We start from the raw sequence: 12996 nt of genomic DNA, 5'->3' as shown, positions 1-12996 counted from the left end.
GCGGCCCCGAACGGGGCCGCCCTTTCCGGTGTCCGGTGCCCGCTCAGTTACCGCCCCCGCCGTCCCGGCGGCAGCGCGGCCGGGACATGGTGCATGCCCGTACCGTGCATCCCCGTGCCGTGCCCGCTCGTGTTGTGCGAATCCGTGGTGTGCGAATCGGCGATGTGCGAGCCGACAGCCCCGACGCGCTGCCACTGCGGCTGCTGCCCGGCGGCGTGGCGGGCGGTCTGGGCGCCCGCGCTGTAGGCACTGTAGGAGCTGCCGTACGTCCCTCCGTAGGAGCCCGAACCGTGCGGGGTGTTCCCGAAGGCGGTGAAGCCGAGCTTCTCCTCGCCGCTGCGGTCCCCGGGCAGTGCCCGGAAGGACTTGACGTACTCGGCGTAGAGCGCGTCGTAGATCGGCGTGGCCGATGGGCCGCCCTGGGAGTCCTGAGCCGACCGCGCGGACGGGATCGGTGGGAAGGACTGGCGGCGGGGAACGTCATATGCGTGCACGTATGTCCAAACGACCCCGCGGGTCAAGGGATGCGGCCCGGCTACGGCTTTCGCAGGTGCACGGCGTGGACGGGTGACGCGCCGCTCAGGTGCCGGCCAGCGGCAGCGCCGAGGCGACCAGCTTTCCGTTCGCCGCCGCCTTGTCCAGCGCGTCCCGCAGCAGGTCCTCGCGCGGCTGGCGGCCGATGGAGCCGGCCGGTGCGGCGAACATCAGCACCTGCTGGTGCTTGCTGGCGGCCGCGCGCCAGCCCTCGGTCACCTGCAGCGGCTGGTGCGCCTGCCACCAGGCCACCGGCCGGCCGCCGGCCGCCCCCGGCTGGAGCACCGCGTGCAGCTGGCCCATGGCGAGCAGCACCGACCAGCCGTGCAGCACCGGCGGTACGGCGGACAGCTCCGTCAGCGGCATGAAGCCCTGTTCGATGAGCAGCGGCAGGAAGTCGTCGCCACCGCCGGTCGTGCCGGGCCGGGCGATGGGCCCGGTCGGCTCGACCACCAGGGCCGGGCGCAGTTCACCGCCGATGAGGACGAGTCCGCTGGTCACACCGAGCACCGCCTGCTGGGGCACCACCTTGTCGGGTTCCAGGTCGACGGTGTCGCCGGTGATGGACTTCACGGCGCCCTGCAGCTGCTCCTCGGTGACCTGCACGACCTGCGAGGGCAGGCAGCCGGCGTGGGCGAAGGCGAGGACGGCGGTCTCGTCACCGATGAACAGGACGGTGCTGGTGCGCTCCTGCTCGGAGTCGCCCGGAGTGCGGCACGACGTGCAGTCGTAACTGCCCGCGGCGGTCTCTCCGGCGAGCAGGCGGTCGGCTTCTTCGTCGCCGATCTCGGCGCGTACCTCGTCGCTGACGTCGAGCATGCGCGGCACGGGTGGCTCCCTCGGGGATGCGGTGCGTGGCAAAGCCGGGTGGCTCCCGGCCCCGTGGTCCGGGTAGGTCCCGGCTCATGCAGAAGACAACGGCCGATCTGTGGCGGGAGTCACGCCCCAAGCCGAACGTAATCGAACCAACCAGCGCGCAGGGTCACGCTGCGCGCGGAATGGCACACTCACTGTCAACTGGCTTATGCGACAAGGGCGTTGGTGGGGTGAGGTGGGTCACAGATCGTCGCGGCTGTTGGTCGATAAATCCGGAAATCCACGAATGAAGTGGGTGTCCGGAAAACGCCGTTACCCGAGGTATCGGTGAACTGGCCTGCCCGAACGGGCGTTTCCTTGCTGCCGAGCCCCCGACCTCCTTAGATTCCTCGGCCGTGTGCAACGAGCACCGCTCGGGTACGTCCACCGGCCGCCGGGTTCCCAGGAACCGGGCACCGCACCGCTCCGGTGGGCGGGGCGAGCGCGACCCTCGCGTCCCATGACGCGAAAGTGGCGTTCCGCCTTGGGGGATCCCCGGGTGTTTCGAAAGGGACCTACATGTCCGAATGTGCCGATACCACTCGCTCAGGCGCCCGCAAGCACCAGGTTCGTACAACGGCGGTCCTCGCCGGGGCGGCACTGCTCGCGCCCCTCGGTCTGCTGGCCGCGACCGGGAACGCCGCGGCGGCTGACAGCGGAGTGTGGGACCGCATCGCCCAGTGCGAGAGCGGCGGCGACTGGCACATCAACACCGGTAACGGCTACTACGGCGGACTCCAGTTCGCCCCCTCCACCTGGAACGCCTACGGCGGCACGGCCTACGCGCCCACCGCCGACCGGGCGAGCAGGTCCGAGCAGATCGCCGTCGCCACCAAGGTCCAGCGCGCCCAGGGGTGGGGCGCCTGGCCCGTCTGTTCGGCACGTGCCGGAGCGAGCGGCGGCGCACCCGCCGCCGACCCGGTCACCTCCACCAAGCAGGCCCCGGCGAAGCCGTCGAAGGCGTCGGCGCGGGCCACGGAGCACGCGGACCGCGGCTCCTCACGCGGCGACTACACCGTCCGCCGGGGCGACACCCTGAGCGGCGTCGCCGCCCGGCACGGAACCACCTGGCAGCACCTCTACGCCGCCAACAAGGCCGCCATCGGGGCCGATCCCGACGTGATCGTGCCCGGCCTGCGCCTCGAGTTCTGAGCCGCTGCTCCTCCTCGCCGGGACACGGGCCCCGTCCGGTCGGCCGACCGGACGGGGCCTCGGCAAGCCCGGTCACCCCCTGAGCTCACCCGCCTCCCCGGCGAACACGACGGCCCCACGGCGCAGTTCGTACACGAGCACGGACCGCTCCCGCAGGGCGGGCGGCAGCCGCTGCTCGGCGAGCACCACGCACGCGTCGAGCGCGCCCAGCAGCTCGTACGTCCGGGCCGCGACCGAGGGCGACATGCCCTGCGCGGGCTCGTCGACGAGCACCACGCGCGCGCGTGCGAGCAACGCCCGGGAGAGGGCGAGCATGCGCTGCTCCCCGCCGGAGAGGGTGCCGGCGCGCCGCTCCAGCAAGGGCCGCAGCTGCGGGTAGGCGTCCAGCGCCACGGTGTGCTCCCGTGCGGCGAGCCGGAGGTTCTCGCGCACGGTGAGCGAGGCGAACACGGCCTGCCGTTCCGGCACGAGGCACATCCCGCGCCGGGCGCGTTCGTACGCCGGGACGCGCGTCACGTCCCGGCCGTCCCACACCACCGCGCCGCCCGCCAGGGGGACCGTGCCGGCCAGGGCGCGCAGGGCGGTGGTGCGGCCGGAGCCGTTGCGGCCCAGCAGCACGGTCAGGCCCGGGCCGGGGGCGACGAGGGTGATGCCGTGCAGTGCCTCCACAGGTCCGTAGCGCACGCGCGCATGGCGCAGGGACAGCGTCGTCATCGGCCGGCCTCCCGCTCCAGGGCTTCCAGGACGTGCCCGGGAGGGCCGGTGGCGACGATCCGGCCCGCGGCCATCACCTGCACGACGTCGGCGAGACCGGCCACCAGGTCCAGGTCGTGCTCGACGACGAGGAGGGCCGTTCCGTCCGCGGCCAGGGCCTTCAGGACCCGGGCCAGGGCGGTCACTTCGGCGGTGTCGAGCCCGGCGGCCGGCTCGTCCAGGAGGAGGACGCGAGGGCTGCCCGCGAGGACCCGGGCCAGTTCGACGCGGCGCAGCGTCCCGGTGGGCAGTCCGGCGGCGGGCCGGCCGCGCACGGGCCCGTCGAGCCCGAGCAGCCTGAGTGTGCGTTCCACGGCGCCCGGGTCGGTCACCCGGCCCTGCTCGGCGCCCACGCGGACGTTCTCGGCCACGGTCAGCGTGGGGAAGACGGCCAGTTCCTGGAAGGTCCGTGCCACGCCGAGCCGGGTGCGGGCGTGCGCGGGCAGCGCGGTGATGTCCCGTCCGAAGAGCCGCACGGCCCCGTCCGCGGGCTTCAGCGTCCCGGCCAGACAGTGGAACAAGGTGCTCTTCCCGGCCCCGTTGGGCCCCACGACCGCGGTGATCCGACCGGCGGAGAGGTCCAGATCCACCCCGTCGAGAGCGGTGAAGCCGCCGTAGCGGACGTGGAGGTGACGGGCGGTGAGGGCTGCGGAGGGGGCGGGTGCTGCGGCTGCCGGGCCCGTGGGCGGTGGGGCGGCCCCGGCGGGTGCCGCCCTGCCCGGCCGGGGGCTCGGGGAGGGCCCGACGGTCGTCTCGGGGCCGGTGACCGACGCCCGGCTGTCTCCGCCCGTCGGGCCGGCCGCGGCCCGGCCCGACGGGGCGCGTCCCGGACGGCCCCCGCCGTCCCCCCGCTCGCGCCGATCGGCCGCTCCCATGGCACCCGGCGCCTCCGCCCTGTGCGCCATCCGCGTCGCCCCGGTCGGTACCGGTGCTCTCCGCGCCCGTTGCGGTTCGGCCGGACGGAGCCGGTCGCGGGCCCGCACGCCGGCCTGCGTCAGCGCCCGGGTGCCGCGCGGCCGCAGGCGTTCGGCCGCCGTGCGCAGCGCCTCGTACGGGCCGCCCGGGAAGCGGCCCACCAGGACCGCGAGGACGCCGATGAGGGCCGCCGCGACGCCGCCCCGGGTGCCCGCGTCCAGCCCGACCAGGAGGGCCGCGGCCACGAGGGCCCCGAGCGTGCTGTCGGCGCCCAGCACCACCACCGCCGCGAACCACAGCAGGCCGCGCACGGGATCGTAGGCGGCGGCGTCGAAGGCACGCAGGCCCATCCCGAGCATGCCGCCGCCCAGCGCGGCCAGCGCGGCACCCGCGACGAAGGCCAGCAGCTTGAGGGAGGGCACACCGACGCCCGCAGCCTGCGCGCCCCGCTCGTGATCCCGCATGGCGGCGAGGGCCCGGCCCGTCCGCCCCCGGCGCAGCGCGTGCGTCGCCAGCAGCGCGACCGCCAGCATCAGCAGCTCCAGGACGTAGTAGGCCCGGTCCCCGTCGAAGCCCGCGGGGCGGCCCAGTGACAGGCCCGAGGTGGCGTACGGCTGGGTGAAGACGAAGCGGCTCACCCCCACGCCGACCGCGAACGTCGCCAGCGCCAGGGCCAGGCCCCGGCGGCCGATCGCGGGCCAGCCCGTCAGCAGGCCCAGCGGTGCCACCAGGACCACCGCCACCGCGAGGGCCGTCAGCTCCGGCAGGGCGGGCAGCCCCGGCAGACGGCCCGCCGCCAGCAGCGCGGTGAACAGGGCACCCAGACCCGCGTACGCCGCCTGCCCCAGCGAGATCTGGCCGCCGCGGCCGGTGACCACCACCAGGGACAGCAGGATCACGGCCAGCGCCGGGACCTGGACCGACGTGTGCAGGTCCCGGCCTGCGAGCCCCAGCGGCAGCAGGAACAGCACGAGCACCACGATCCAGGCACCCGGCGGGGTCGGTACGCGCGCCGTGGCCGTGCGGGGCAGCGCGTCCCGGTCCCCGACGCCCGGCAGGACCAGCGCCGCGACCAGCAACGCGACGACGAACAGGTTCGTGCCGACCGCCTGGAGCAGCGGTTCGGCCCAGCCCGGCGGGTGCAGCCGCGTCAGCTGGCTCTGCGCCACCCCGATGCCCAGCGCCACCACCACCGCGACCGGCAGGCTCCGCATCCGCGCCGCCACCGCGACCGCCACGACCTCCATCACGAGCAGCGAGAGACCGTACGGGTCGAGCCGTACGTACGGCGCCAGCAGCACACCCGTCAGCCCGGCCGTGAACGAACCGAACGCCCAGCCGGTGGCCGCGACCCGGTCCGCGTCGATACCGCCCAGCACGGCGAGCCGCCGGTCGTCGACCACGGCCCGCAGCTCCCGCCCGAAGCGCGTCCACCGGACCACCGCCGCGACCCCGGTGGCCAGCAGCAGCACCACCGCCAGCTGACCCCACGGCTCGTCGGGCACCAGCACCGGCGCGTCGTCCCGTGCTCCCTGGCCCCACAGCAGCGCCGCCCCGCCCACCAGCAGCACGAACACCCCGATGGACGCCACCAGCGTCTGCGCCGGATCACCGCCGAGAACCGCCAGCGGCCGGAAGACGAACCGTTCCAGCACCACCCCCAGCCCCGGAGCCAGCACCAGCAGCGTCACCGCCGCCCCGAGCCACAGCGGCCAGCCCCACTCGACCACGCACTGCCGCAGCACGTACGCGCACACCATCGCGATCGCGCCGTGCGCGAAGTTCAGCACGCCCGTCGCGCGGTAGGTGACGATCAGGCCGATCCCGGTCAGCGCCGCCGCACTGCCGACCGAGAGCCCGGCGAGCGTGAGGTCGTACGTCAGTGACGACATCAGTCGGTTTCTTCGGCCGGTTCGCAGATCGGGCAGGGGTCCAGCTCTCCGCTCGCCACCAGCTCGGAGTCCACCGGCACCGCCTCCGCCTTGCCCGCGACCAGTGGACAGTCCGCGCGGTGCCACAGCGTGCCGCCCGGCAGCATCAGCAGATCGCCGCTGACCGCGAGCGGCGCGAGCGCGGCCCGGCCGGCCGGCTCCGGCTCGGCCGGCCCGTCCTCCACCAGCAGGCCGTAGAGCTCCTCCACACGCCCCGCGGCGACCGCGCCCCTGCCCTGGGCCAGCAGCACCGCCCCGGCGACGATCAGGGCGGCCCCGGGGACCGTGCAGGAGGCGAGGTAGGGCAGTTGCCGTTCGGCGTAACGCTCACCGGAGATCCCGTACCAGCCCACGACGCACAGCACCGCGCCGGCGGCCAGGGCGGCCCAGCCCGCCCACAGGACGGGATGCACGGTCCGCAGTCGGCTGGTCCGCATCGCTCGCTCCCACACGTCGGATTCGGCTGTGCGTGCGTCGGGCTGCCTGTTCAAGTCCGCCGATCGCTTGCACTATGCCCTGTGGAAGCTGACCCTGAAAGCACCGGGCGCCCATGGCCCGGACCGACACCCGGTGGTGAGCCAGATGGTTCTCGGCAGCGACCTCAGGCGGGGGAACGGAACGGGGGGTCCACGCACCGCGGGACGGGGCACGGCGATCGCGGCCGCCCTGGTCCTGGCCCTCGCCCCGGCCCTTGCGGCATGCAGTGACGACAGCGGCGGCGGCAGCGAGAGCACGCCCCCCACACCGACCGCGGAGCAGACCACGAGCGCGCCCGCCAGCGCGCCGGCGGACCGGGCCGCGGCGGAGGCGGAGATCAAGCAGAACTGGGAGAAGTTCTTCGATCCGAAGACCTCGACCGAGGAGAAGCAGGCCGTCCTGCAGAACGGCGACCGGATGGGGCCGGTCCTTCAGGCATTCAGCGGTGACGAGCGTGGCGGACAGGTCCAGGCGAAGGTCACCAAGGTCGAATTCACCTCGGCGACCGAGGCGGACGTGACCTACACGCTCACCCTGAAGGGCGCCACCGTTCTGCCGAACGCCTCCGGGACAGCCGTCGAGGAGGAGGGCACCTGGAAGGTGTCCGTCAAGGCGCTGTGCTCGCTGGTGCAGATGAGCGGCAATGGGTCGCCGGTCCCTGGTTGCTGAGATCCTCGCCGCGTCCCTGCTGCTCTCCCTGAGTGCGGCCTGCGGCAGCCGGCTTCCGGAGAGCGACTTCCGGCACGACGACCGCGGCACCCCGCCGCCCCGCGACTCCGCGCCCCTGCGGGTCGGCATCATCACCAGCGCCACCAGCCCCGTCGGCGGCAACGCCTTCACCGGCCCCCGAGACGGCGCACTGGCCTTCTTCGACCGGCTCAACGCGCGCGGCGGCATCGACGGGCGCAGGGTCGAGGTACGCCGTTGCGACGACGGCGGCAGCGGTGTCGGCAACAACGAGTGCGTGCACAGACTCGTCGAGGAGGACGAGGTCGTCGCCCTGGTCGCCACCACCGTCCTCGACTACGCGGGCGCCCCCCGTGTCGCACGCGCGCGCGTGCCCGACATCGGCGGCCAGCCCATCGGCGCCGCCTACGACACCTACCCGCACCTCTACGGCATCTACGGCAGCCTCGCCCCCCGCCACGGCACCCCAGGCTGGGACGGCCGGCTGTACGGCGGCACCGAGGTCTACCGCTACTTCGCACGCGAGCACGGCGCCCGCACCGCCGCCGTCGTGTCCTACAACCAGTCCGCCTCGGCCGCCTACGCCCGGCTCGTCGAACGGGGACTGCGCGCCGAGGGCTACCGGGTCGTCACCGAGCAGGTCGACTTCGCCCTGCCCAACTTCCGCGCCGTCGCGGCCGACCTCAAGGAGCAGGGCGCCGACCTGGTCTTCGACGCCATCGACGGCCACGGCAACGCCCAGCTGTGCCAGGCGATGGACGAGGTCGGCGCCGACGTCACCGCGAAGGTGACCAACGTGCAGAACTGGACGTCCACCGTCACCGACGACTACAAGGACGCCCCGCGCTGCCGCAACGCCCTCTGGGCGACCGGCGCCAGCCGCAACTTCGAGGACACCGGCAACGCGGCCGTACGGGAGTTCCGCGAGGCGACGAAGGACCTGAAGACGCACTCCCAGTGGCAGCTGGAAGGGTGGGCGGCCGCGCGGTGGTTCACCGACGCGGCGAAATCCTGCGCGGCGACGGGCGTCACGCGCGCGTGCGTCGACGCGTACATGGACCGCAGCCAGGGCTACACCGCCGGAGGACTCCTGCTCCCCGTCCGGTTCGAGCGTCTGCCCGAGCCGCCGAGAACGAACAGGACCTGCCTGTCGGTGGCCCGCTGGCAGGACGACAGGGGCTGGGTGAGCCAGGGGGACATGAACCGCACCTGCTTCACCGTCCCGCAACTGGCCTACACGCCTTGAGGACGGTGGCTGTCCGCAAGGCCTGGCAGACTCGCCCCCATGTTGGAGACCTCGGCCCGTCTGCTGCGTCTGCTGTCCCTCCTCCAGGCCCACCGCGAGTGGTCCGGCGCCGACCTGGCCGGCCGGCTCGGCATCAGCGCCCGCACCCTGCGCCGGGACGTCGACCGGCTGCGTGAACTCGGCTACCCGGTCAACGCCAGCCCCGGCACCGGCGGCGGCTACCAGCTGGGCGCCGGCGCCGAACTGCCGCCGCTGCTCCTGGACGACGACGAGGCCGTCGCCGTGGCGGTCGGACTGCGCACCGCCGCCGGGCAGGGCATCGACGGCATCGGGGAGACCTCCGTCCGGGCCCTCGCCAAACTGGAACAGGTGCTCCCGAACCGGCTGCGCCGCCGTGTGGGCGCCCTGAACGCCTTCACCGTGCCGATGCTGCGCAGCACACTGCCCTCCTCGGTCGACCCGGCCGTCCTCACCGAACTCGCCCATCTGTGCCGGGACGCCGAGCGGCTGCGCTTCGAGTACCGCGGCCACGACGGCGTCCTGTCCCGCCGCACCGTCGAACCGCACCGGCTGGTGTGCACCGAACGCCGCTGGTACCTGGTCGCCTGGGACCTCGACCGGGACGACTGGCGCACCTTCCGCGTGGACCGCGTCACCCCCAGGCCGCCGCACGGCCCGCGTTTCGCGCCCCGCACGCCGCCCGCCGAGGACCTCGCCGCCTACGTCTCGCAGGGCGTCTCCACGCGTGCGTACGCCACCCACGCCGTCGTACGGCTGCTGGTGCCCCTGGAGGAGGCCGCCGAACACATCTCGCCCTCGGCCGGGGTACTGGAGGCCGAGGGCCCGGACACCTGCCTGCTGCGCTGCGGCGCCGGCAGCCTGGACGTGATGGTCATCCACGTCGTCATGCTGGGCTTCGAGTTCGAGGTGCTGGAACCGGCCGGGCTGGTCGAGGCGATCAGGCGGACCCGGGACCGGCTTGATGGCGCTCTGGCTCGGGCTGCGACGTCACCGCCGCGTACTCCGGATGGTGCAGGTCGAACGCCGGGGACTCGGAGCGGATCCGCGGCAACGTCGTGAAGTTGTGCCGCGGGGGCGGACATGACGTCGCCCACTCCAGGGAGCGGCCGTACCCCCAGGGGTCGTCGACCTCGACCCGCTCGCCGTACTTCGCGGTCTTCCACACGTTGTAGAGGAACGGCAGCGTCGACATGCCGAGCAGGAACGCGCCGATGCTCGACACGGTGTTGAGCGCCGTGAACCCGTCCGCCGCGAGGTAGTCCGCGTAGCGGCGGGGCATGCCCTCGGCGCCCAGCCAGTGCTGCACCAGGAACGTGGTGTGGAAGCCGACGAACAGCGTCCAGAACTGGATCTTGCCGAGCCGTTCGTCGAGCATCTTCCCGGTGAACTTCGGCCACCAGAAGTAGAAGCCGGCGAAGATCGCGAAGACGACGGTGCCGAAGACGACGTAGTGGAAGTGCGCGACCACGAAGTACGAGTCCGTCACGTGGAAGTCCATCGGCGGGGACGCCAGGATCACCCCGGTCAGCCCGCCGAACAGGAACGTCACCAGGAAGCCCGTCGCCCACAGCATCGGCGTCTCGAACGACAGCGATCCCTTGAGCATGGTGCCGGCCCAGTTGAAGAACTTCACCCCCGTCGGCACCGCGATCAGGAAGCTCATGAAGGAGAAGAACGGCAGCAGCACCGCACCCGTGGCGAACATGTGGTGCGCCCACACGATCATCGACAGGCCGGTGATCGCCATGGTCGCGCCGACCAGCGTCAGATAGCCGAACAGCGGCTTGCGGCTGAAGACCGGGATGATCTCCGTGATGATGCCGAAGAACGGCAGCGCGATGATGTACACCTCGGGATGGCCGAAGAACCAGAACAGGTGCTGCCACAGGATCGCGCCGCCGTTGGCCGCGTCGAAGACCTGCGCGCCGAACCGCCGGTCCGCCTCCAGTACCAGCAGCGCCGCCGCCAGCACCGGGAACGCCATCAGGATCAGGATCGACGTGAACAGGGTGTTCCACACGAAGATCGGCATCCGGAACATCGTCATGCCCGGGGCGCGCATCCCGATGATCGTGGTGATGAAGTTGACCGCGCCGAGGATCGTGCCGAAGCCGGACAGGGCCAGCCCCATGATCCACAGGTCGGGTCCGAGGCCCGGCGACCGCTCCGCGCTGTTGAGCGGGGCGTAGGCGAACCAGCCGAAGTCGGCCGGCCCGGAGGGCACGAGCAGCGAGCCGAGCACGATCAGCCCGCCGAACAGGAACAGCCAGTACGAGAACATGTTCAGCCGCGGGAAGGCGACGTCGGGCGCACCGATCTGCAGCGGCATCAGCTCGTTGGCGAAGCCCGCGAAGCTCGGCGTCGCGAACAGCAGCAGCATGATCGTGCCGTGCATCGTGAACGCCTGGTTGAACTGCTCGTTGTCGATGATCTGCAGGCCCGGACGGGCGAGCTCGGCGCGCATCAGCAGCGCCATCACCCCGGCGATCAGGAAGAACACGAACGAGGTGACCAGGTAGAGGTGGCCGATCTTCTTGTGGTCCGTCGTCGTGAGCCAGTCGACCACCACGCGGCCGTGCCGTGTGCGCGGCTCGTGCGGCGCCGCCGCCTGTACGGTCTGCGTCCCCATCGCTCGCTCGCCCCTTCGCTCATCGCGTACCGGGCCCGCCGTAGCCCGCGCCTCACGTACCCGCGAGCTCACGCCATGATGCTCGCGTCACCGCAGGCTCCGACAGGGGGCGAACCGGCCTCCGGGTGCAGAAGCCATGCATTTCCTGTACCGCGCCGACTTCACCGGGCCGGGCCGGCAGGGGAAAGGAACTGAGCTCAGAAGGCACTTCTGCCGGAACTTTCCGCCGGGCTTTTCCATCAGCTCATGTGACACGCGGGAATTACGACCGAATGCCTGCGGAAGGCGTACGGAACCGCTCGTCCGAGTGACGGACAGCCCCCGAAACTCCTGTCGTGATCCTGTGACAGAAGCGTGACGGGAGGCGGACGGTGACCGGTCGCCGCCCGGGCTTCATCGGTCCGCGTCCGGGCTACGAGGGGCGCCGTGACCGGTCGTCGGCCCGGGCTTCCGCGGTCGCCGGGCAGGACATAGCGTGGCGGCATGGCACCGACTCCGACACCTTCCGCGGAACCCGACGACAGCCCGGACACCTATGTCGGCCTGGAGGCCGGCCGGGCCGAACGCCTCGCGCATGAGCGCGGCTGGCCCACGGTGCGCGCACTGCCACCGGGGGCGATCATCACGATGGAGTACCGCGTGGGCCGGCTGAACTTCGAGGTCAAGGGCGGCCGGGTGGCGCGGGCCTGGAAGGGCTGAGACCCGCCGAAGGCCCCGGTTCCGAAGCGGAACCGGGGCCTTCGGCGTGCCGGGTGCGGGGTGGGGGCGCGCCGCCGGTGGTCAGCCGCCCGTCACGGGCCGGGCCGAGGGCGTCGAACCGCGCGGGTGGCGCTCGGGGTGCGGCGGCCGGCGGCTGCCGGCCGGGGTGACCGGCGAGCGCTCCGAGCGGGCGGTGTGCGGGCCGGGAGCCAGATGGACCGGCGCCCGCGACGCGCGGGCCGCGACGTCCTCGCGGTCGGCCGGCAAGGGGGTGACCACCACGGGCGGCGCGCCGGCCGGCACGGCCGAGGTGCGGCGCCTGCGGGCCCGGACACGGTCGCGCAGATCGAAGAGGGCGTCCTCGGAGCGAGCGATCAGCGGCTCGAACCACGGCAGGCCGAGCAGGATGAGCAGGCCCGCGGTCCAGCCGAGGAGCACATCGCTCAGCCAGTGCGTACCGAGGTAGACGGTGGCCATGCCGACGCCGAGCGAGGTCACGGCGGACACGGCGGACAGCCAGCGCTGGGCTCTCGCGCCGGAGGCCAGGTAAGCCAGGATTCCCCAGGTCACCACGGCATTGGCGGTGTGACCGCTCGGAAATATATCGCCGCCGAGCCACATCTCGTTCGAGCCGATGAAGGTCGCGTAGTGCGGCCCCAGGCGGCCCATGCCGTACTTGGCGGCGCCGACCGTGATGTTCAGCAGCAGCAGCGAGACGCCGAGCGCGAGCAGCGGGCGCAGGGTGTGCTGCCGCCAGGAGCGCCAGCCCAGCCAGGCCGCGACCATGACCGCGGTGGGGCCGCGCTGGCCGAGGACCACGTAGTAGTCGACGAACCAGTGGATCTCCGACCACTGCTGGTACGGGCGGAAGAACATGACCTGCCAGTCGAGCCGCACCAGCCAGGACGTGATCACCACGGCCCACACGATCGCGCCGTAGAAGGCCAGGGTCGCCGCGAAGAGGACCATGCGGTGCCTGCTCATCTTCGGCACATCGATGTGGGCCGGTCGTTCCGGCTCACGGTCCAGCCGGGCGAACACCCGGTCCAGACGGGTGAGCTTCGGTTCGGTACGCACCCAATCGACGTTACAGCGAG

11 protein-coding genes and 1 pseudogene are annotated in these 12996 nt (G+C 72.8%); 5 read left to right on the top strand and 7 right to left on the bottom strand.

The window, feature by feature from the left end; all coding sequences use genetic code 11:
* Positions 1 to 47 precede the first annotated feature (47 nt).
* Both ACIQU3_RS33385 and ACIQU3_RS33380 read right to left on the bottom strand, forming a co-directional pair.
* Positions 48 to 494: a hypothetical protein gene (locus ACIQU3_RS33385; protein WP_403929320.1), complete on the bottom strand. Its 447-nt coding sequence runs from the start codon at positions 492 to 494 to the stop codon at positions 48 to 50.
* Between the two features lie 85 nt (positions 495 to 579).
* Positions 580 to 1362: a hypothetical protein gene (locus tag ACIQU3_RS33380; RefSeq protein WP_403729196.1), complete on the bottom strand. Its 783-nt coding sequence runs from the start codon at positions 1360 to 1362 to the stop codon at positions 580 to 582.
* 546 nt (positions 1363 to 1908) lie between these two features.
* Between ACIQU3_RS33380 and ACIQU3_RS33375 the strand changes: the two genes are divergently transcribed.
* Positions 1909 to 2541, top strand: a complete 633-nt coding sequence (locus tag ACIQU3_RS33375; protein WP_403929318.1) for a transglycosylase family protein — start codon at positions 1909 to 1911, stop codon at positions 2539 to 2541.
* 72 nt (positions 2542 to 2613) lie between these two features.
* On the opposite strand, the gene ACIQU3_RS33370 is transcribed toward ACIQU3_RS33375, so the two are convergent.
* From ACIQU3_RS33370 to ACIQU3_RS33360, 3 genes are read right to left on the bottom strand one after another with little or no spacing between them, the layout of a single operon-like run.
* Positions 2614 to 3255: an ABC transporter ATP-binding protein gene (locus ACIQU3_RS33370; RefSeq protein WP_403929316.1), complete on the bottom strand. Its 642-nt coding sequence runs from the start codon at positions 3253 to 3255 to the stop codon at positions 2614 to 2616.
* Positions 3252 to 6101 (bottom strand): branched-chain amino acid ABC transporter permease/ATP-binding protein, encoded by a 2850-nt coding sequence (locus ACIQU3_RS33365; RefSeq protein WP_403729181.1) that lies wholly within the window; start codon positions 6099 to 6101, stop codon positions 3252 to 3254. Before ACIQU3_RS33365 ends, ACIQU3_RS33370 begins: the two co-directional genes overlap by 4 nt.
* Positions 6101 to 6577 (bottom strand): hypothetical protein, encoded by a 477-nt coding sequence (locus ACIQU3_RS33360; RefSeq protein ID WP_403729178.1) that lies wholly within the window; start codon positions 6575 to 6577, stop codon positions 6101 to 6103. Before ACIQU3_RS33360 ends, ACIQU3_RS33365 begins: the two co-directional genes overlap by 1 nt.
* Positions 6578 to 6722: 145 nt before the next feature.
* On the opposite strand from ACIQU3_RS33360, the gene ACIQU3_RS33355 reads away from it, so the two are divergent.
* From ACIQU3_RS33355 to ACIQU3_RS33345, 3 genes are read left to right on the top strand one after another with little or no spacing between them, the layout of a single operon-like run.
* Entirely contained in the window at positions 6723 to 7286 is a 564-nt protein-coding gene (locus tag ACIQU3_RS33355; protein ID WP_403729176.1) for a hypothetical protein, read from the top strand.
* Positions 7261 to 8550, top strand: a complete 1290-nt coding sequence (locus ACIQU3_RS33350) for an ABC transporter substrate-binding protein (protein ID WP_403729173.1) — start codon at positions 7261 to 7263, stop codon at positions 8548 to 8550. The genes ACIQU3_RS33355 and ACIQU3_RS33350 overlap by 26 nt, the downstream gene beginning before the upstream one ends.
* A 39-nt stretch (positions 8551 to 8589) precedes the next feature.
* The gene (locus ACIQU3_RS33345) at positions 8590 to 9630 is read left to right on the top strand and encodes a helix-turn-helix transcriptional regulator (protein WP_403929313.1); all 1041 of its coding nucleotides are present in this window, start codon (positions 8590 to 8592) and stop codon (positions 9628 to 9630) included.
* Here the strand turns inward: ACIQU3_RS33345 and ctaD are convergent.
* Positions 9524 to 11200, bottom strand: a pseudogene (gene ctaD, locus ACIQU3_RS33340) (cytochrome c oxidase subunit I); the annotation flags it as partial. The gene ACIQU3_RS33345 and the pseudogene ctaD overlap by 107 nt on opposite strands.
* Before the next feature lie 483 nt (positions 11201 to 11683).
* Here ctaD and ACIQU3_RS33335 point away from each other — a divergent pair.
* Positions 11684 to 11899 (top strand): I78 family peptidase inhibitor, encoded by a 216-nt coding sequence (locus ACIQU3_RS33335; RefSeq protein ID WP_403929311.1) that lies wholly within the window; start codon positions 11684 to 11686, stop codon positions 11897 to 11899.
* An 81-nt stretch (positions 11900 to 11980) separates the two neighbouring features.
* On the opposite strand, the gene ACIQU3_RS33330 is transcribed toward ACIQU3_RS33335, so the two are convergent.
* The gene (locus tag ACIQU3_RS33330; protein ID WP_403729164.1) at positions 11981 to 12976 is read right to left on the bottom strand and encodes a phosphatase PAP2 family protein; all 996 of its coding nucleotides are present in this window, start codon (positions 12974 to 12976) and stop codon (positions 11981 to 11983) included.
* Between the last annotated feature and the right edge of the window lie 20 nt (positions 12977 to 12996).

The organism is Streptomyces sp. NPDC101110 (genome assembly GCF_044759525.1).
GTDB lineage: Bacteria > Actinomycetota > Actinomycetes > Streptomycetales > Streptomycetaceae > Streptomyces.
This window is presented reverse-complemented; position numbering and strand designations above follow the sequence as displayed.